The organism is Streptomyces sp. NPDC030995, assembly GCF_055571215.1.
Genome location: NZ_JBVIFS010000024.1, coordinates 1 through 19,554 on the forward strand (window position 1 = coordinate 1; position 19,554 = coordinate 19,554).

Below are 19,554 nucleotides of genomic sequence, written 5' to 3' on the forward strand. Positions count from 1 at the left end.
GTACGTCCAGTACGCGGCACGCCCCTCCGCCTTGCCATGCACGGCACCAGACGCCGCGGGCTCGGCCGACAAGATCCGAAAGAGACGGCCTAGACGGCTGTGGTGAAGTCCGCGCTCCACAACTGCAGCCGGTACACCAGGTCGTTCCACACTCCGGTGGCCAGCAGCACGCCGACGAGCACGAGCATGCCGCCGCCGATCCGCAGGACCCACTGGTAGTGGCGTTTGACCAGGCCGAAGGCGCCCAGGGCCCGGCGGAAGGCCAGCGCCGCCAGGATGAACGGCAGGCCCAGCCCGAAGCAGTAGGCCGCCATCAGCAGAGCCCCTCGGGCTGCGCTCGCCTCGCTCCAGGCCAGCGCCTGTACGGCGGCCAGCGTCGGGCCGATGCACGCTCGCCTGCCCGGCGGGCGCCCCGGCGCCGCCGCCGTCGCCGCCATCGGTGCCATCGGTGCCGACGGTAGCGAGGACGGCGAGGCCGCAGCCGGCTGCCGCGAGACCGGCACCGGCCAGGGCGGCGGGCCGCGGAACCGCTCGTCTCATGACGCCCACTGGCGCAGGAAGGAGTTGATCCCCTCGGAAGTCAGGGCGGGGTTGCCCGTGGCGTGGGTGTCGGTGCGCACCGTACCGGACGGCGTGACGACGATCAGGACGGGCATCTTGTAACTGCCGCCCGAGGGGCTGTACTTGCGCAGGAGCGCGGAGTTGGCGGAGCTGCTGCCGCCGATGTCGATCTTCACCAGGTGGTACGAGGCTCCGAGGATCGCAGCCGTCTGCGGCTGGGCGAACACCTTGTCGGCCGCCTTGCAGTTGCCGCACCAGTTGGCGCCGAAGTCGAGCAGCACCATCCTCCCGTCGGCCTTGGCCGCGCTCAGTGCCGCGTCGATCTGCTTCTGCGCGTCGGCCGAACTGTCGTAGCCGGGCCCGGGTATCCGCGCCGGGGCGGGCGCGGCGGACGTACGGGGCGGCTTGGGCGCGGCCGAAGTGGTCTGGGCACGCGTGGGCGTCGGCGTGGAGCCCGAAGGGGTGCCGGGGGGCGCCGACGGCGAGGCCGAGGCGGTCGGGGAGGCCTCGGCGGACGCGGACGCGGACGCGGACTCCGTGCCTGCGGGCAGGGACTGCGACGACTGTCCGGCCGCGGACGGCGACGCGGCCCCTGCGGGCTGGGAGGCCGGCCCGCACGCGGCGGTCAGCCCTGCGGCGACGACGGCCGCGGCGACCAGCGGCAGTCGCACCCCCCGGGGCGCGGCGGAGCGGGGCTGCGTAGTGCGGCGGCCGGCACGGGCGGGTCGGAGTATGCGAGAAGTCATGGCGAAGACACCCCAAGGCACGGTTCGGACTGCGGGGAGGGCGAAACGCCTCCCAGCTCGGTGAAGCCGACGGCGCGACGGCTCGACGGGTCGCCGGGGCCATCACGCCCGGGCGCCGAAGGCCGCTCGGCTGACGCGAGCATAGGACCGCTCCGGGCCGCCCGAACCGTATGGGCGTGATCTTGAGGTTCCCCTAAGGAACAGCTCACCTTCCGCTTCGCCGGAGCTCGGGCGATGGACGGGCAGAAGGAGGTGAAACCAGCAAAAGGGATCAGGGGGTCGAGTAGTGCGGATCGGGCGAAGCGGCCCGCTCCTCAGAACGACGTCTCGCGCACGCTGGCCTTCGCCACCGGGTCGATCGTGGCCGTGATGACGGAGCGGTGGTCCGGGCTCGTGAAGGTGACCGTCAGGGTGTCGTCCGCGGTCTGTGACGTGGTGGCCTTGAAGCCGGGGCTGGGTATCGCGGAGATCAGGCAGACGCCGCTGCTGCCGTACCGCACCGTGGCCTTGCCGCCCTGCGAGGGGACGGTGTGCAGGCCCGTTCCGCCCCCCTCGCAGTCGACGGCGGGTTTCGGTGCGGTGGTCCGGGGGGTTCCCGTCGAGGCCTTCGCGGGTACGGGCGTCGAAGCCGAGGGAGACGGTTGCTCGGACGCGGTGGGCGAGCTGGTGGCGGACGCGCTCGGGGACTGCGGGCTCGGTGACTGGCTCTCCCCCGCCAGCCACGCCGGCGGCGAATCGAAGACCATCGGGGCGGACCGCGCAACCGGAGGCGTATGCCTGGTGGAGCCGACCACGAACTGGACCGTGACGAGCACGGCGGTCACGCTGGTGGCGGTGCAGGACAGCCATATGAGCAGGTAGCGCGGAATTCGAGGCACGGCCCCATAGTGGCCGACGCGCTGCGCCGCCCGTCACCGCCTCCCCCGAACGGCCACGGATGGCCCCGGCGCCACGGGCGAACGCCGACGTCCTCCTGACCCTGGTACGGGTCGGAGGACGTGTGGCGGTCCGGTGGGGATTTCCTACTTCGGCGTACCGAAGTTCTGCGTCCACCACGGGCCGCCGTCGCCCTTGTGCACGCCTATGCCGATCTCCCGGAAGGCGCAGTTGAGGATGTTGGCCCTGTGGCCGGAGCTGTTCATCCACGCGTTCATGACCGCGTCGGCGTCCGCCTGGCCGCGGGCTATGTTCTCGCCCAGGCGGGACCACCCGTATCCGGCCGCTTCCACGCGGGTGGTCATGGTGGACCCGTCGGGTCCGGTGTGGGACATGACGCCGCTGCGGGCCATGGTGTCGCTGTACGCCCGTGCCGCGGCGCTCAGCTTGGCGTTCATGGCCAAGGGCCCGCACCCGGCCGCGGCCCGCTCCTTGTTGACCAGAGCGAGCACCGCCGACTCGGCGTCCGCGGAGGCACTGCCGGAGGAACCGCCCGAGCCCCCGGAACCGCCGCCGGCGGTAGCCGCGGGCTTGCTCGCGGGCTTGCGGGTCTGGGTCGACGCCGACGTGGCCGGTCGGCTCTCCTCTGCCGCGGCCGTCGTGGGAGCGGCGGATCCCGTGGTGTCGGCACCGGGCGTTCCGGACGGCATCGCGCCCGTCGCGGCCGCAGCGTCGGCGCTGAGCGTGGGAAGGGGAGGAGAAGCGGTTGCCGTCGCCTCCTCGTTACCGGAGCCGGCCGTCCCGGACTTCGGTCCGGTGGCGCCGTCGGCGCGGTGGTCCGCGCGCGCACCGCCGTCGGTGTCGGCCACCGCGACCCCGACCGCCACCGCCGCGGCCGCCGCGGTGAGGGACAGCACGATGCGCGTGCGCACCGTCTTCTTCCGTCGCGCCTCGACGCGGGACGGCGTTCCGGGAGTTCGGCTGCGGCTCATGCCTGTTGCACCTCACAGAGAGAAGGGGAGGACGGGTGCGACCGAGCCTAGGGGCGGTGACCAGCGAAAAGAGCGGCCTGGAGGCGTTCTTCAAGGTCCATTAAGGAAGCCCGCAGGCTCGGCACAGGAACGATCCGGGCAATCAGCCCCCGGGCGACCGCTCTTCGGGCAAGAGCAGGGGGCGCGGCGCCACCGCCCGGCTCCGGGCCCCCGGTCTCCGCAGGGGCTCGCTTGACTGGTACGCGGCGCGACCGGTACAGAGAGGCTGTTCATCGTGCAAGGTGTGAAACGGGGGCCCCATGAAGCCGCTCGAAACGGGTGATCCCACCTCGGTCGGCGAGGGCCGCTACCGGCTGGTGGGACGGCTCGGCCAGGGGGGCATGGGCGTGGTCTACCTGGGCCGGTCCCAGTCCGGCCGGGCGGTGGCCGTCAAGGTCGTGCGTCCCGAGCTGAGCACCGAGCCCGGGTTCAAGCGCAGGTTCGCCGACGAGGTGGCGGCCGCGCGGCGGGTCGGCGGCTTCCACACCGCACCGGTCGTCGACGCCGATCCGGACGGGGAGCCGGCCTGGCTGGTGACGGCCTTCGTCCCCGGACCCACTCTGCAAGCAGTGCTCGCGAGAGTCGGATCGCTGCCCCTGGACACGCTCACGGTCCTGGCGGCCGGCCTGGCCGAGGCGCTCGAGGCGATCCACCGGGCGGGGGTCATCCACCGCGACCTCAAGCCCGCGAACATCATCGTCGCGGAGGACGGGCCGCGCGTCATCGACTTCGGCATCGCGCGTGCCCTGGACGGAACGGCCCTGACACAGACCGGGCTGCAGATCGGCACGCCCGGATTCCTGGCGCCCGAGCAACTCACCGGTGGTGGCGCCGTCACCCCCGCGGTCGACATGTTCGCGCTGGGGGTGGTGCTCGCCCAGGCCGCGGGCGGCTCCCCCTTCGGCGACGGCCCGTCCGCGGCCAGGCACTACAAGGTCGTCCATGAGGAGCCGGACCTGACGGCAGTCCCCGGCGAACTCCGCGAAGCCATCGGCGCCTGCCTGTCGAAGGACCCGGAGGCACGCCCCACCCCGGCTGCCTTCCTGGACGGCCTGACCGTCCGCCACCCGGCGGGTGACTGCTGGCTGCCGGACGCGGCCACGCAATTGCTCCCCCGGCAGGAACCGGCGGCGGATCCCGTCACGCCGGACACACCGCATGACGCCCCGGCGGCGGACGTCCTTCGGCCCGGCGGCGCGGAGCCCCGTACGGACCAGGCGCGGACCGTGACGGAGCCGGCAGCACGGCTCTCCCCCGAGACCGGGGCGGTACCCGAGACCGAGCCGGTGCGCGGGCCCGCGCCGGTACCCGTACCCGTACCCGTACCCGTACCCGTACCCGTACCCGCGGGGATGCGGCAGCCGGTTGGCGTGCAGACCCGGCGCCGCCGCGCCGTGGTGGCGGCGGCGCTCGTGGTCTCCCTCGCGGCCGTCGGCCTGCTGCTGTGGCAGCCCTGGAACGGCTCCACCAAGGACAATGCCAAGCCCGGCGCCGTCACTCCCACCGGCTCCGCGCCCACCCCCGCCCCTTTCCCGACCGACCCCCTCCTGATCCGGCAGGACACCGCCCCTGGCTGGCCCGCGACCTGTCACGGCGTCATCGCCCGCCGTGACACAGCGGCTGAAGCGCCGGTGCGGCTCGTCGCAGGGGACGGATGCGACATGCTGCCCCAGTGGTCCCCCGACCGCAGGTCCTTCGCGTTCACCCGGACCACGCCCGAGGGCACGGCCGTCTGGACCGCCCATGCCGACGGTTCGAACGCGCGGCGGGTCGCCTCCATCGCCGGCGGCAGGGTGTCCTGGTCGCCGGACGGCAGCCGGCTCGCCGTACTGCGCAAGAAGGACGGCGTACAGCAACTGTTCGTGGTCGAAGTCGCCGACGGCACGGCTCGCCAGCTCACCTCGGGCGCGGGCCAGGTCGAGGATCCCGCGTGGTCGCCGGACGGCAAGAGCATCGCGGTCTGTCTCCAGACAGGGCCCGAGAACTGGCAGATCCACGTGGTCGACCCCGCCGCCCCGAACCGCGCCCCTCAGCAGGTGACCCGGCTGCCCCATCCGGCGCTCGACCCGGTGTGGTCCCCGGACGGCACGACGTTCGCCTACACCGCGGGGACCTACGGCACGGGCACTCAGGGCGACATCCGCCTCGTGGACGCCGACGGCACGGACGATCGTGAACTGGTGGCCACCGGCGCCCATGAGATGGACCCCGCCTGGTCCGTCGACGGCACGTGGGTCGCCTTCGTCCGCGGCCCGTACGAGAAGCCCGCGATCTGGGCCGTGCGCACGGACAAGACCGGCGAGCGCACGCTCACCACCGGCACTTCAGCCGAAGGCCATCCCTCCTGGCGCTGAGATCGGGAGCAACCGTACGGGGTGACCCGGGTCAGGCTCGGCAGAGCGCGAGGGTCCGCACGTATCCGCCGAGGTTCTCGTCGTCGGTGCCCAGGAGGGCATCGGCGGACCCGGGCAGGCACTCCACCGCCTCGATCTTGTACCGCGGGGTGCGGCCCAGCGACGGTTGCTCCATTCGGCGGAGCGCCAAGGCGGACTCGGCGGGCGCGCCGCACATCGAACGCCCCGGCCCCGCCCCCCTTCCCGGCGGCAGTGGCCAACTGTGGCTGACAGCCTGCCGGTTCGGCTGTAATCGCCAGTAACCTGGCGTAGCAGGAGGGGACCGGTCGTCGGGCGAAGGGGCCAACATGTCGGTGCGGTACTACGTTTACATCAGCGACGCCAAGGTCGACATGCTGCTGCCGCAGATCGACCCGGGCTTCGCGCGCAAGCGCGCCACCGAGGTGGGGGTGAGCCTGAACTTCGTCAGTGCCAAGCGCACCGTGGAGGCGCCGGCGTCGGACCGGGTGGCGCGGCTGGAGCGGGTGGTGCGCCACCTGGACGATTTCGCCGACGTGGGCACCGTCGACCAGCCCGGCCAGTACGTGCGGGGGCGGCTGCCCATGCGATGGGGGCCGCTGGCCTCCGGGCAGACCTCCCTGGTCTACTTCGGCGGCCGCACCGAGCGCACGATCGTCGGGCTCGGTGGCGCGAGCGGCCACGTCCTCGGCGCGCTCGTGTCCGCACCGGCCGAGCAGGAGCGGGCGGCCTTCGCGCCGTCCTCGATGCCGGGGCTGTTCGCGGGCCTCGCCGCGGCGGTGACCGCCGACGGGGACCAGGTGTCGCCGAGGGCGCTCGCCTCGGCCCACCTCATGAACCGCATGATGCCCGGCACCGAGCAGGAGGTGGAGTTCCTCGCCAAACGCCTGCTGCACGGACCGAGTCCCTACCCCGAACTCGACGCCCACGACGGCATGACGGTGCTGCTCGCCAGCCCCGTCTTCGTCGCGCTCGCCGACTGAGCCATGGCAGGGACGAGGGCCCGGGCATGGGAGCCGGGCGATGTCGTGCTCGACCTGTACGAGGTGCTCGACGTGGTGCACAGCGGCGGCATGGGCCTGGTGCACCGGGTGCGCCACCGCGGCTGGCAGGTGGACCTGGCCGTGAAGACTCCGCGCCCCGAGCTCGTGCGCACGTCGGACGGCCGTCGCCGCTTCGAGACCGAGGCCGGTACGTGGGTGGGGCTGGGGATGCATCCGCACACGGTCAACTGCTCGTACGTCCGCACCATCGACGGGGTGCCCCGGGTGTTCGCGGAGTGGGTGGACGGCGGCAGTCTGGCACAGGCCGTACGCGGCGGCCGTCTCTACGAGGACGGCCCGCGGGCGGCGCTCGGCCGCATCCTCGACATCGCCGTGCAGATGGCGTGGGGCCTGCAACACGCGCACGACAGCGGGCTCGTACACCAGGACGTCAAACCGGCGAACGTGATGCTCGAACCGGACGGTACGGCCAAGGTCACCGATTTCGGCCTGGCCGGAGCCCGTGCCGCAGGCGCGCAGGACGAGGCGCAGGGCCCGCGGGAAGGCCCGCCGACGGCCACCTTCGGCGGGATGACGCCCGCCTACTGCTCCCCTGAGCAGGCGGCCGCCGCAGGGCGCGCCGGCGCCCGTATGACCACGGCCACGGACGTCTGGTCCTGGGGGGTGAGCGTTCTGGAGATGTTCGCCGGACGCCGCCCGACCCGCTACGGACAGGCGGCCGGGGAGGCGCTGGAGGCGCATCTGCGCGCAGGCACGGACGACGGGCGCATCCCGCCGGTCCCGCCCGGGGTGGCCGCCTTGTTACGCCGGTGCCTCGCCCACGATCCGCAGGCCCGCCCGTCCGGGCTCGGCGAGGTCGCGGCGACCCTCGCCGGCCTGTACGACGAGGCCCTCGGCAGGGCCTACGGGCGGGCCGCGCCCAAGGCGGTACGGCTGCTGGCGGACGGCCTGTCGAACCAGGCCCTCTCGCTGCTCGACCTCGGCCGGAGCGAGGAGGCCGAGGAGCTGTGGCTGCGAGCGGTCGGGGCCGATCCACACCACCTGCCCTCGCTCTACAACTTCGGCCTGCACCAGTGGCGTTCGGGAAGCCGTACGGGCGAGGAGCTCGTCTCCGACCTGGAAGGCGCACGCGCGGCGGGCATCGAAGCCTCGCCCGGGCAGGGCGCCCTGCTCCTGGGCTCCGTACAGCTGGAGCGCCACGAGGACGAGCGGGCCGGGGAGCTGCTGCGCGAGGCGGCCGCCGCCGACCCCTCCTCGGCGGAGGCGGCGGCGGGGCTGGCCGAGTGGGAGCGCCGCCCACCGCGGATCCACGCCGATCTCGACGGACACGCCGAGGACGTGGGGGCGGTCGCGGTCAGCGCGGACGGCGGCCTCGTCCTCGCGGGCGACCGCGCGGGCGGGCTGCGGCTGTGGGCGCCGGGCGAGCGCCGGCGGCGGCGCGTACAACGGACCCTGACCCGGCGCGGGCAGCCGGTCACCGCCGTCGCCATGGACGCCGCGGGCACGATGGGTGTGGCCGTCCGGGAGGACGGAATCATCGAGGTGTGGGACCTGTCACGCCGCCGCCGGAGGCACGGACTGCCCCACGGATCAGGGAAGTTCGCCGCCAGCGCCGTGGCGATGAGCGGCGACGGCCGGTTCGTCGCCACCGGGCACCGCAACAGCGCGATCCAGGTCTGGGAACTCGAACCGCGGCACGTGGTCGCCAACCTGCACGGCCATGCCGGGGTGATCACCTCGCTGGCGCTGAACCATGACGGCGGCCGGGTCGTGTCCGGCTCCTTCGGCGATTCGGACGGCACGGTCCGCACGTGGGACGTCGCCACCGGACGCTGTGTCCGCATGCTCAGGGGCCCTGCCAGAGGAACGCTGAACGGGGTGGACGTCCACACCCTCCCGATGGACCGGGCGGCCGTCTCCCCGGATGCCCGGTGCGCCGTCGTCGCCTGGTGGGACGGGCCGCTCACCGTCTGGGACGCCCGGCGGGGCACCGTGGTGAGCGAGACGCCGCAACAGTTGCGCGGCGTGTCGTCCATGGCGGTCGCGGCGGCCGGGCCCACCCTCCTGACGGCGGGTGACAGCGGGGTGCCGATCCAGGTGTGGGACGCGCCGACCGGACGCTGTATGCGCACGCTCGACCGGCAGGTGGCGCCCGAGGCACGCTGGGTGCACGATGCGGCGGTCAGCGCGGACGGCCGCGTCGCCGTGCTCGGCGCCGGCCGGGGCAAGGTTCTGATGCGGTCGCTGCCCGCTGCCGACTACGTCGCGCCGTGGTGCTACGCACGGCCCCGGCCCGCCGGTGAACTCTCCCGTACGGAGGACGCGTTCCGCGCCCTGATGGACCGCGCCGGCGACCTCATCGAGGAGGGGCGGTTCGCGTCCGCCGCCGAGGTGTTGAGGTCCGCCCAGCAGGTGCCCGGTTTCGCCCGCCACCCGGAGATGCGGGCGGCCTGGGCCCAGGTGGGTGCGCACGGCCGCCGGTCCACGCTGCTCGGCGCGTGGCCGCTGTACAACTACGACGGGCACCATGAGTTCACCCAGCCGGTGACGCTGGCCGTCGGCCAGGACGACGCCCTCCTGGCGACCGGCCGCTGGCGGGGCGACGTGGACATCTGGGACTTCGCCGGCGGGGACCGGCTCTACACCTTCGACCACGGCGAGAGGGGGAACGCACGGGACATCCGATTCGCCCTGGACGGCAGGCTGTTGCTGGTGCGGACCTCCGCGGGCACGATCCGGCAGCTGAGCCTCGCCGACGGCAGCAAGCGCCTGTTCACGGACGAGACGGGCGCCATCAGCACGTTCGCCCTCACACCCGCGGGCGACCGGATCCTGATCGGCGACGAGCAGGGCACTCTGCGGCTTCGGGATCTGCCCGCGGGCAACGTCCTGCGCACGCTGCGGGCGCACGGCGGCACGGTCAACGCGGTGGCGCTCAGCCGCGACGGCCGGTACGCCGCCTCGCACGGCGGCACCCATCCGAAGGCGAACCACTTCGGCGGCCCGCCCCAGGAGAACGAAGTCCATCTGTGGGCACCTGACGCGGACCGCCCCGCCTGGACACTGACGTCGCGCCCGCGCGGGGAGCGACTGGACTTCACCGCGGACGGCCGCACGCTGTTCCTCTCCCAGAGCCCGTTCGTCACGGCGTGGGACGTGGCCACCGGAACGTTCCGGTACTCGGTCAGGGTCCACGGCACCATCGGCGGCGACCAGCCGCTCGTCGCCTTCAGCGCCGACGGCCGACTGGCCGCGACGCCCGAGGACAAGGCGCTGCGGGTGTGGGAGACCGCCACCGGGCACGTGCTGCACTCCTTCTCGCTCCCCGACAGCCTGGGTGCCTTCACGCTCAGCGCCGACGGCGCGTTCGCGGTCACCGCCGGCTGGAACCGGCTGGTCCGGGTCTGGGAGGTGGCCTCGGGGCGCTGCCTGCGGACGCTGGAGGGCCACGGGTCGCCGGTCGGCCAGGCCGTGCTGAACCGGGCCGGCACCCTGCTCGCCACCGCGGACCTGGGCTCCGGGCTGCGGGTGTGGGAACTCACCTGGGACTTCGACTTCCCGCCCGGGGACGGTGGTTGACCCGTGGCCTGGAGCGTGGCGCTCCTCGTCGGCACCGGCCGGGACGACGACGGGGCCGAGCTCACCGACGAGTACGTGTTCGCGGGCCGCACCTCGTGCGTGCTCGGGCGCGGCCCGGAGTGCGGGATCCGCGTCTCCGCGGAGCAGCGCAAGGTGTCGCGTCGGCACTGCCTGGTCGAGGTCAGGCCGCCCCGTGCGTACGTGCGCGACCTGGGCAGCCGCAACGGTACGTACGTCAACGGGGAAGCCCTCGACGAGGCGTACGGCGAGCGGGAGTTGCGGCACGGGGACGAGCTGCGGATCGGCGCCACGACCGTGCGGGTGGCGCTGTGCGCCGGCGAACGCCCCGAACCGCTGCCCGGCCTGCGGACCCTGCGGGAGCTGGGGCGCGGTGCGCAGGGCGTGGTCCATCTGGCCCGGCACACGGCCTCCGGCAGGATCGTCGCCGTGAAGACGCTGACCCCGCAGGTCCGGGTCGAGGCGGCCGCGCGCGACGCGTTCCTGCGCGAGCTCGACTGCACGCGGGCGCTTCGGCATCCGCACATCGTCCGGTTCCACGCCGGCGCCGCCCACGCCGGCACCCTCTGTTTCACCTGCGAGTACTGCGCCGGGGGCAGCGTCGCCGACCTCGTGGTGCGGCGCGGTGGGCGGCTCGCCGTCGACGTGGCCGTGCCGTTGGTCCTCCAGGCCCTGGAGGGGCTCGCGTACGCGCACGACGCGCAGGTCCCGGTACGGCTCGCCGACGGCAGCACCGCGGCCGGGCGGGGCCTGGTGCACCGCGACATCAAGCCGCAGAACCTGCTGCTCTCGGGGTCCGGCCGCAAACCCGTCCTGAAACTCGCGGACTTCGGGCTCGCCAAGGCCTTCGACCAGGCGGGCCTGTCGGGGCGTACGCACACGGGCTCGGTCGGCGGCAGCGTGGCCTTCATGCCGCGCCGCCAGCTCATCGACTACAAGTACGCGCGGCCCGATGTCGACCTGTGGGCGGTCACGGCCTGCCTGTACTGGATGCTGACCGGCGAGACACCGCGCGATTTCCCGGCCGACGCGGATCCGGTGGCGGTCGTACTGCGCGAACCGCCGGTGCCGGTGCGCGAACGCCTCCCGTCGCTTCCCCCTCGCCTCGCCGATGTGATCGACGCCGCGCTGGACGAGACGGCCGGCTCCGCACCGTCCTCGGCCTCCGCGCTCGCCCGCACGCTGCGCCGGGCACTGTGACACACCGCCTGCCCGGCGGGCGGTCCACCGGCGGGCCGGGACCACGGACGGACGGCTCCCGCTGCCGGGAGTCGTCCGTCCGTGCGCCTCTGCTCCTGGGGCGATCCGGCGTTACGGCGCCATCTCGTACGCCCCGGCCAGCGCCTCCACGCGTGCCCACACACGGGCCGAGCGCTCGGCGTCGACGACCGGGCGGCGGACCGCGCCGAGCGCCCAGTTCTGCTGGTCCGCGGTGGCGGAGTCCTTGCCGTACAGCTCGACGGCGTGCGCGGAGAAGTCGCGTACGAGGACCCCGAACAGCTCGTCGAGGACGTCCTCGTCCAGGCCGGTCAGACGGGCCTGCTCCAGGATCAGCTGGGCGTGCACCACCAGGGCGAACAGCTGGCCCACGGCCAGGAGGAGGTCGAGGTCGCGGCTCTGCTGCTCGTCGGGAGCGGCGGTCTTGACGAACTCGCAGAGGGCGTCGGCCTGTTCGCGGAAGCGGCCGACGTTCGGCACGGCGGCGTACGCCTCGTAGGCGGGGCGCCAGTCGTGGAAGCGTACGGAGCCCAGACCGCGGGCCGGCCCCTGGCGGAAGAGGAAGGCGTCGTCGGCCGCGTCGAGGCGGGTCGGTACGGGTGCGTACTCGGCCGGCTCCAGCAGGTGGTTGCGCATGAACTTGAGGATCAGCGCGAGGTTGACGTGGACCGTGCCCTCCAGCTTCGGCAGACCGCGGATCTCGACGGCCGCCTGGGCGAAGTAGGTGTCCTTCTCGAAGCCCTTGGCCGCGATGACGTCCCACATCAGGTCGATGACCTTTTCGCCCTCCGTGGTGACCTTCATCTTGGTCATCGGGTTGAAGAGCAGGTAGCGGCGGTCGTCGGGGCCGGCGGAGCGGAAGTAGTCGACGGCGCGGTCGCTGAACAGCTTCATCCCGACGAGGCGGACGTACGCGTCGCTCAGCTCGCGGCGCACGTGCGGGAAGGCGGTGACGGGGCGTCCGTAGAGGATGCGGCCCTGCGCGTGGGTGACGGCCTCGTACATCGCGTGCTCGCAGATGCCGATCGACGCGGTGCAGAGGTTGAACTTGCCGACGTTGACGGTGTTGAGGGCGGCGTCGAAGGCGGCGCGGCCCGTGTGCAGGACGTCTTCGGGGGCCACCGGGTAGTCCGCGAGGTGGAACTCGCTGACGTACTTGGAGGAGTCGACGACGTTCTTCACGAGCTGGTAGGCCGGGTGGCGGCTGTCGGCGGCGAAGAAGACGTAGCCGTCGGGGCCCTCGACGTCGGTGCGGCGGCCGAAGACGGAGACGAGGCCGGCGGCGTTGCCGTTGCCGATGTAGTACTTGGAGCCGGTGGCCCGGAAGCCTCCGTCACCGTCGGGCTCCAGCAGCATGTCGGTGGAGTAGATGTCGGCGCCGTGGGTCTTCTCGGACAGGCCGAAGGCGAACACCTCGCCCTCGGCGAGGAGTTCCGCCGCCCGGCCGCGGGCGGCGGCGTTGTCGCTCTGCCAGACCGGGCCGAGGCCGAGGATGGTGACCTGCCACGCGTACCAGTAGTCCAGGCCGTAGAAGCCGAAGATCTCGTTGAGGGCGGCGATCCGCGCGGTGTCCCAGCGCTTGTCCGGCTCGGCCTCGCCGGCGGCGGGGGCCGGGGTCAGGAAGGTCGCGAAGAGCCCCTCCTTCGCGGAGAACGCGAGGAAGTCCGCCAGCCAGGCACGGGAGCGGTAGTCCTCGATCAGCCTGCGCTTGCCGCGGTTCTCGAACCAGTCGACGGTGGCGCGCAGCAGCCGGCGGGTCTCGGGGTCGAAGTGCGCCGGGTCGTAGGTGCGCGGGTTGAACAGCAGCGGGTCGGTCATGGAGGCGGCCTTTCGGTCGAGGGATGAGGCGAGACGGTGACTGTGACGGGTGACGGGTGACGTGTGGTGGGTGAGCGCGTCAGGGCGCGGCGAGGCGGTGGAGCGTGGCGAGTACGTCCTCCAGCCAGGCGAGCTGCATCCGCTCGTAGGCGATGCCGCCGCGGAGCACGACGTGCTGGAGCTCCCGTGCGGCGTCGGACGTCGCGGGAGCCTGCGGCCCGGTGAAGTCGCGCAGTTCCCCCGCGAGGTAGTGCGTGAGCCGGTCGCCGTGCGCCCGGTGGTGCCGCTCGACCTCGCGGATCAGTGCGGCCGGATCGTCGAAGGCCGCGCCGCGGATCTTCACGGCGAGCTCGTGCCGGACGCTGTCGGGCTGGATCGGCTCGCCCAGCCAGGCGGACAGGGCGGCCCGGCCGGGCGCAGCGACGGAGTAGTCCTTCTTGTCCGGCCTGGCCTGCTGTGGCACCTCGCGGACGTCGAGCCAGCCGTCGCCCTCCATGCGCTTGAGCACGCGGTAGATCTGCTGGTGGGTCGCGGTCCAGAAGTAGCCGATGGACCGGTCGAACCGGCGGGCCAGCTCATAACCGGAGCCCGGCTTCTCCAGCAGAGAGACGAGGATCGCGTGCTCAAGTGCCATGCCCCGATCCTTCTATGCAACTCGTTGCATAGACAAGCGCCGCCGCCCCGGTGAGACGCGGCTCACCCGGTACGACGGCGCCTCCGCCTCACTCCTCGGGCCGCCCGTCGGCCGGTTCTCCCGGCTGGGAGCCGCCGTGGGCGGCAGGTGCCTCGACCGCCGCCGGGTCCAGGATCCGGTTGAGGAAGTTCCGGGTCCGCTCGTGCTGCGGCCGGGTGACCACCTGCGTGGCCGGCCCCTGCTCGACGATGACCCCGCCGTCCATGAACACGACGCGGTCCGCGACCTCGCGGGCGAAGCTCATCTCGTGGGTGACGACCATCATCGTCATCCCCTCGCCCGCCAGCACCCGCATCACCGACAGCACTTCGCCGACGAGTTCCGGGTCGAGCGCCGAGGTCGGCTCGTCGAAGAGCATCACCTCCGGCCCCATCGACAGGGCCCGGGCGATCGCCACCCGCTGCTGCTGGCCGCCGGACAGCTGCGCCGGAAAGGCGTCCGCCTTCTCGGCGAGGCCGACGCGTTCGAGGTTCTCCCGGGCGATGGCGGCGGCCTGCGCCTTGTCCCGGCCGAGCACCCGCCGCTGCGGCAGCGTGAGGTTCTCGGTGACGCTCACGTGCGGGAACAGGTTGAACTGCTGGAAGACCATGCCGATGCGGCGGCGCACGGCGTCGATGTCGACGTCGAGGTCGGTGACCTCCGTACCGCCGACGAAGACCTGGCCCTCGGTCGGCTCCTCCAGAAGGTTCACACAGCGCAGGAGCGTCGATTTGCCGGAGCCGGACGGCCCGATGACGCAGACCACCTCGCCGCGGCCGATGTCCAGGTCGATGCCGCGCAGGACGTGGTTGTCACCGAAGGACTTGTGCAGTCCACGGATCTCGATCTCCGGGCGGTCCGTGGTCATCGTGTGCGACGTTCCCGTCTTCTCTGTCATCTCGTCCCGTCCTCACGTGGCCTTGTCCGCGCGGGCCTCGAGACGACGCACCACGAGGCTCAGCGGCACGGTCACGAGGAGGTAGCACAGACCCGCGACCAGGATCGGGGTGGAGTTGGCGGTCTCGCTGGCGAGGTCCCGGCCGAATTTCGTCAGTTCCCGCTCCTCCAGTGTCACGCCCAGGAACAGCACCAGCGAGGAGTCCTTGAACAGCAGGACCAGCTCGTTGGTGAGCGGGGGAATGACGATGCGGAACGCCTGCGGGATGATCACCGACACCCTGGCGCGGGCGTGCGAGAAGCCCAGCGAGCGGGCCGCCTCCATCTGGCCCTTGGGTACGGCCTGGATGCCGGCTCGGATCGTTTCGGCCATGTACGCGGCCGCGACCAGGCCGAGACCGAGCGCGACCTTCCCGTACGTCCCGCCGGGGATCTCGGTCCCGGGGAACGCCAGGGGCACCGCCACGCCCACGAAGATGAAGATCAGCAGGGCGGGCAGGCCCCGGAACAGTTCGATGTAGACGCTGGCGACCCACCGGTAGGGGGTCACCGAGGACAGTCTCATCATGGCGATGACGAGGCCGAGGACCAGGCCGAAGACGAACCCGGACATCGTGTACACCACCGTGTTGCGCAGGGCGATGGTGATGATCTTCGGGAAGAGGCGCAAGGCCAGATCCGTCTGCGCGAACTGGTTCTGCAGCCGGTCCCAGTCGGCCAGGACACCGATCACGACCAGCGCGGCGACGAAGATCGCGTACTGCACGCCCTGCCAGACCCGGCGCCGCTGGCGCCGGGTGAGCCGAGAGGTCACGACGTGGCCTGGGGCAGCGGGCCGATCCACTGCTCGTACAGCTTCTTGTAGGTACCGTCCGCCTTGGCGGTCGCGATCGCCTTGTCGATCTCGGCGAGGAGGGCCGTGTTGCCCTTCTTCACCGAGAAGCCGTACTGCTCACCGGTCTCGATGTTCTGCCCGAGGACGAACTCGGACGCGTTCGCCTTGTCCTTGAGCCAGCCCTGGACGACGGGGTAGTCGATGACGACCGCGTCGACCTGACCCGTGCGCAGTCCGTTCAGCACCGCGTCCGAGCTCTCGAAGGCGACCGGGTTGAAGCCCTGGGCCTTGGCATAGCTCTCGCCGGTGGTCTCGGCCTGCGCGCCCAGCTTCTTGCCCTTCGCCTTGACGTCGGCGAGCGAGGTGACACCGCTCTTCTTCGTCGCCAGCAGCGCCTGCGTCGCATCGAAGTAGGGCACGGAGAAGTCGACGTTCTTCTTGCGCTCGTCGGTGATCGTCATGCCGGCCGCGGCGAGGTCGCACTGGCCCGAGTTGAGGAAGGCACCGGTCTTGAAGTTCTCGAACGGCGTGTCGAGGATCTTCTGTTCCACCTTCAGGTTCTGCGCGACCAGGTCGACCAGGGCCACGTCGAAGCCGACGACCTTGCCGCTCTGCTCGAACTGGAAGGGCGGGTACGGCAGATGGGTGCAGGTGGTCAGCTTGCCCTTCTCCACGACGCGCACACCTCCGGCCGCCTCCCCCGGACCGCTGTCGCCGGAGGAACAGCCCACCGCGAGGAACAGACCCGCGGCGGCGGCAGCAGCGCCGGCCGTCGAACGGATGCGGTGGCTGCGGCGGTGAGTGCGGTGTCCTTGGGCCGTCCGGAACACGGTAGACCTCCACGGGTGCGGGGCGTGCGGCGGTCGCGGGACGAGACCGTCCGTCGCGATCGTAAGCCCCCGTGGCGCGCTGCGGTGGATCATTCGCAAAGCGTCGTACCGGTACGGCCACGCTCCCGCCGGGCTCGGCACACGGCGCCCGCGAGGCCGCGGCCCGGGCGGGCTCGGGCTGCCGGCGCCCGGCGGTCGGGCGGGTGCGCGGCAGGAGAGCGGTGCGGGGCCGGAGAGCGGTGCGGGGCCGGAGAGCGGTGCGGGGCCGTCAGGGCGACGATGGGAGGTGTGGACGAAGCCCAGCCGCCGCCCGCGCCGGGCGAGCGGCCACGGGAGCTGACCGTGGCGCCCTTCCTGCCCGGGGGCAGCGCCGGCGCGCACCGCTGCCCGGGCCGGCCGCGGTGCACGGCCGGGGCCGCCCGGGAGGGGCGGGTGCACGATGAATGAGGGGATGCCGCTCGAGGACCTGATCAGCAGCGCCGCCCAGGACGCCGGAGGGTGGCTGGGCGCCCTGCCGGTGGCACTGGTGGCCACCAGCAGCGACGGGATGATCGTGCGCTGGAACCACGGCGCGCAGGAGCTCCTCGGCTACGCCCCGCCCCAGGTGATCGGGCGGCACATCGCCGATCTGCTCCATCCGGGGGCCGACCGCAGCCTGGGCCGGTCCCTGTGGGAGACGGCCGCCACCGGACGCGGGGTGATGGGCACGGTCACCGCCTGGCACCGCAACGGTCACCCCCTGGAGCTCGAAATCTGGGCCTGCCCCGTCCCCGACCGCCGCCACGGCGCCTCGGCCGTCCTGGTCTTCGCCGCGGACGCCCACGCCGCCCGCCGCATCCGGGGATCCTCGGCGGTGTGGGACGGACTGTTCGCCCGCTCACCCGTCGGCATCGCCGTCCTCGACACCCAGCTGCGATTCCTCCAGGTCAACCCGGCACTCGAAGCGATGAACGGCCTCGCGGAGTCCGCCCACGTGGGCCGCCGCCTGGCCGAGGTACTCCCCGAGGTCAACTCCGGCGAGATGGAGGAGGCCATGCACCAGGTCCTGGAGACCGGCGAGCCCGTCCTGGACCGCCGCCGCACCGGCCGGACGCCGGCCGACCCGGAACACGACCGCGTATGGGCCTGCTCCTACGTACGCGTGGAAGACCCCGGCGGCCGCCCCATCGGCGTCATCGCCTCCCTTCTCGACATCACCACCCAGGAGCGCGACCACACCGAGGCCGAGCAGGGCCGCCGCAGGCTCGCCCTGCTCAGCGAGGCCAGCTCGCGCATCGGCGCCAGCCTCGACCTGGAGCGCACCGCACAGGAACTCGCCGACCTCGCCGTCCCGCACCTCGCCAACGCCGTCACCGTCGACGTCCTGGACTCCCTCGCCAGCGGCAACGAACCGGGCCCGGGACTCGCCGGGGGCGTCGCGCTGCGGCGCCTGGGCAAGGCGCCGCTGAGCAGCTCGGCCGTCACCCGGATCCTCGCCCCGCTCGGCCGCACCCTCATCTTCCCCGCGGCCGCCCCGTACACCCAGGCCCTCGCGGCACGCCAGCCCTTCCTGATCGCCCATCTCGACGACCGGGCCGTGGCCGCCGCCGCCCGCCACTCCCCCAAGCCCGCCCAACTGCTCGAGAAGGGCGTGCACTCGTTCATGATGGTCCCGCTCATCGCCCGGGACCTGGTCCTCGGTGTCGCCACCTTCTACCGCACCCGGCCCCTCGGTCCCTTCGGGTCCGACGACGTCACCCTCGCCGGCGAACTCGCCGCCCGGGCCGCCATCAGCATCGACAACGCCCGCCTCTACCTCCACGAGCACGAAACCGCGGTCGTCCTCCAGCGCAGCATGCTCCCCCAGCACGTCACCCCGCCCCCCGGCATCGAGATCGCCCACCGCTACCTGCCGGCCAGCGATGTCAACGAGGTCGGTGGCGACTGGTACGACGTCCTTCCCCTCACCGGAGGCAGGGCCGCCCTCATCATCGGAGACGTCATGGGCCACGGCATCGCGGCCGCCGCGGTCATGGGTCGCCTCTCCGCAACCGTCCGCGCCCTCGCCCGCCTCGACATGCCCCCCACGGCCCTCCTCCACCAACTCGAGGCCACGCTCGCCGACCTCGCCGAGCCGATGCTCGCCACCTTCCTCTACGTGGTCTGCGACCCGGCCACCGGCCACTGCACCGTCACCCGCGCCGGACACCCGCCACCCGCCGTGGCCCGGCCCGACGGCACCGTCCACATCGTCAACACCCCACCCGGCGCGCCCCTCGGGGTCGGCGGCATCACCTTCACCACCACCGACATCACCCTGCCCCCTGGCAGCCTCCTCGTCCTCTACACCGACGGCCTCATCGAGGCCCGCAACCGCGACATCGACGAACGCCTGGCTGAACTCACCAGCCTCCTCACCGAACCCCGGCAACCGCTGGACCACCTGTGCGACACCCTGATCGCCCACCTCGTACCGGCATCCGCCGACGACGACATCGCCCTCCTCGTCGCCCGCATCGGCACGCAGGGGGCCGCTCATCGTGAGGAGACCCCATGAAGGGCACGGCGTGGTGCGGCGCGGCCAAGGCCCCGTCCCTGTGGCTCGTGGCGGGTGCCCTGGCCTGCGGTCTGTTGCTGTCCGCCGGTACGGGCGCCGAGGCGCGGGAGACGGGACGGCCCTCGCCCGCCGCGTCCTGTGCCGGCGAGCAGCTCATCGCGGACAGCGCGCAGCGGATCGGCGGCGGCCAGGTGCGGATCACCGTGATCAACGACGGTCCGAAGGCGTGCGTCCTGAAGGGGTTTCCCACCGTGGCCCTCGCCGGTCAGGGCTCGCCGGACCGCAACAAGCCCCTGGACGTGGTCCGTCAGGGACCGGCGCCCGTCGTGGAACTGGCGGTCGGCGGCCGGGCCTCGGTCCGGCTCACCTTCACCCCGGTGCTCGGTGAGGCCGACGGATACTGCGCCTCCGGGGCCGAGCCGACCGTAGCCCCCTCGATCGTGCTGGGTGTGGCAGGGAGCGGGCTCCAGCTGGCGCCCGACGACGGCGGGGAGTTCGCGCTCTGCGGCGCCACCGTGCGCGCCACGGCCTTCCACGCCGACGGTTCCTGACCCCTTGAG

General features: G+C 72.7%; 16 protein-coding genes and 1 pseudogene. 7 read left to right on the forward strand and 10 right to left on the reverse strand.

All coding sequences use genetic code 11. The features are described from left to right. Nucleotides 1-89: 89 nt before the first annotated feature. The 4 genes and pseudogenes from ACZ45T_RS28500 to ACZ45T_RS28515 all read right to left on the reverse strand — a co-directional run. A pseudogene (locus ACZ45T_RS28500) lies at nt 90-401 on the reverse strand (sulfite exporter TauE/SafE family protein); the annotation flags it as partial. Nucleotides 402-536: 135 nt separating this feature from the next. Further along, nucleotides 537-1,307 (reverse strand): thioredoxin family protein, encoded by a 771-nt coding sequence (locus ACZ45T_RS28505; protein WP_468446196.1) that lies wholly within the window; start codon nt 1,305-1,307, stop codon nt 537-539. A 314-nt stretch (nt 1,308-1,621) separates the two neighbouring features. Then, nucleotides 1,622-2,185, reverse strand: a complete 564-nt coding sequence (locus ACZ45T_RS28510; protein ID WP_468446198.1) for a hypothetical protein — start codon at nt 2,183-2,185, stop codon at nt 1,622-1,624. Between the two features lie 144 nt (nt 2,186-2,329). Further along, nucleotides 2,330-3,175 (reverse strand): CAP domain-containing protein, encoded by an 846-nt coding sequence (locus ACZ45T_RS28515; protein ID WP_468446200.1) that lies wholly within the window; start codon nt 3,173-3,175, stop codon nt 2,330-2,332. Nucleotides 3,176-3,474: 299 nt separating this feature from the next. Between ACZ45T_RS28515 and ACZ45T_RS28520 the strand changes: the two genes are divergently transcribed. Continuing rightward, a complete protein-coding gene (locus tag ACZ45T_RS28520) occupies nt 3,475-5,568 on the forward strand; it encodes a protein kinase domain-containing protein (protein WP_468446202.1) in 2,094 nt (697 codons plus the stop codon). 31 nt (nt 5,569-5,599) lie between these two features. On the opposite strand, the gene ACZ45T_RS28525 is transcribed toward ACZ45T_RS28520, so the two are convergent. Further along, nucleotides 5,600-5,743, reverse strand: coding sequence for a hypothetical protein (locus ACZ45T_RS28525; protein ID WP_468446204.1), 144 nt, complete (start codon nt 5,741-5,743; stop codon nt 5,600-5,602). Nucleotides 5,744-5,915: 172 nt separating this feature from the next. On the opposite strand from ACZ45T_RS28525, the gene ACZ45T_RS28530 reads away from it, so the two are divergent. Genes ACZ45T_RS28530 through ACZ45T_RS28540 form a run of 3 tightly spaced genes read left to right on the forward strand, consistent with a single transcriptional unit; the run spans nt 5,916 to nt 11,387 of the window. Further along, nucleotides 5,916-6,569 carry a DUF7019 family protein gene (locus tag ACZ45T_RS28530; protein ID WP_468446206.1) on the forward strand — a complete coding sequence of 218 codons (654 nt, stop codon included), beginning with the start codon at nt 5,916-5,918 and terminating at the stop codon, nt 6,567-6,569. A 3-nt stretch (nt 6,570-6,572) separates the two neighbouring features. Next, nucleotides 6,573-10,169 carry a protein kinase domain-containing protein gene (locus ACZ45T_RS28535; protein ID WP_468446208.1) on the forward strand — a complete coding sequence of 1,199 codons (3,597 nt, stop codon included), beginning with the start codon at nt 6,573-6,575 and terminating at the stop codon, nt 10,167-10,169. A 3-nt stretch (nt 10,170-10,172) separates the two neighbouring features. Further along, nucleotides 10,173-11,387 (forward strand): protein kinase domain-containing protein, encoded by a 1,215-nt coding sequence (locus tag ACZ45T_RS28540; protein ID WP_468446210.1) that lies wholly within the window; start codon nt 10,173-10,175, stop codon nt 11,385-11,387. A 111-nt stretch (nt 11,388-11,498) separates the two neighbouring features. Here the strand turns inward: ACZ45T_RS28540 and ACZ45T_RS28545 are convergent, their stop codons facing one another. From ACZ45T_RS28545 to ACZ45T_RS28565, 5 genes are all read right to left on the reverse strand, one after another. Beyond that, nucleotides 11,499-13,223 (reverse strand): acyl-CoA dehydrogenase family protein, encoded by a 1,725-nt coding sequence (locus tag ACZ45T_RS28545; RefSeq protein WP_468446212.1) that lies wholly within the window; start codon nt 13,221-13,223, stop codon nt 11,499-11,501. A gap of 79 nt (nt 13,224-13,302) precedes the next feature. Next, nucleotides 13,303-13,857: a PadR family transcriptional regulator gene (locus ACZ45T_RS28550; RefSeq protein ID WP_468446214.1), complete on the reverse strand. Its 555-nt coding sequence runs from the start codon at nt 13,855-13,857 to the stop codon at nt 13,303-13,305. Nucleotides 13,858-13,945: 88 nt separating this feature from the next. Beyond that, a complete protein-coding gene (locus ACZ45T_RS28555) occupies nt 13,946-14,794 on the reverse strand; it encodes an amino acid ABC transporter ATP-binding protein (RefSeq protein WP_468446216.1) in 849 nt (282 codons plus the stop codon). 12 nt (nt 14,795-14,806) lie between these two features. Then, nucleotides 14,807-15,637: an amino acid ABC transporter permease gene (locus ACZ45T_RS28560; RefSeq protein ID WP_468446218.1), complete on the reverse strand. Its 831-nt coding sequence runs from the start codon at nt 15,635-15,637 to the stop codon at nt 14,807-14,809. Then, a complete protein-coding gene (locus ACZ45T_RS28565) occupies nt 15,604-16,410 on the reverse strand; it encodes an ABC transporter substrate-binding protein (RefSeq protein WP_468446379.1) in 807 nt (268 codons plus the stop codon). Before ACZ45T_RS28565 ends, ACZ45T_RS28560 begins: the two co-directional genes overlap by 34 nt. A gap of 336 nt (nt 16,411-16,746) precedes the next feature. Between ACZ45T_RS28565 and ACZ45T_RS28570 the strand changes: the two genes are divergently transcribed. From ACZ45T_RS28570 to ACZ45T_RS28580, 3 genes are read left to right on the forward strand one after another with little or no spacing between them, the layout of a single operon-like run. Continuing rightward, nucleotides 16,747-16,905, forward strand: coding sequence for a hypothetical protein (locus ACZ45T_RS28570; RefSeq protein WP_468446220.1), 159 nt, complete (start codon nt 16,747-16,749; stop codon nt 16,903-16,905). 4 nt (nt 16,906-16,909) lie between these two features. Continuing rightward, nucleotides 16,910-18,994, forward strand: a complete 2,085-nt coding sequence (locus tag ACZ45T_RS28575; protein ID WP_468446222.1) for a SpoIIE family protein phosphatase — start codon at nt 16,910-16,912, stop codon at nt 18,992-18,994. Continuing rightward, a complete protein-coding gene (locus ACZ45T_RS28580; protein ID WP_468446224.1) occupies nt 18,991-19,545 on the forward strand; it encodes a DUF4232 domain-containing protein in 555 nt (184 codons plus the stop codon). The genes ACZ45T_RS28575 and ACZ45T_RS28580 overlap by 4 nt, the downstream gene beginning before the upstream one ends. Nucleotides 19,546-19,554 lie beyond the last annotated feature (9 nt).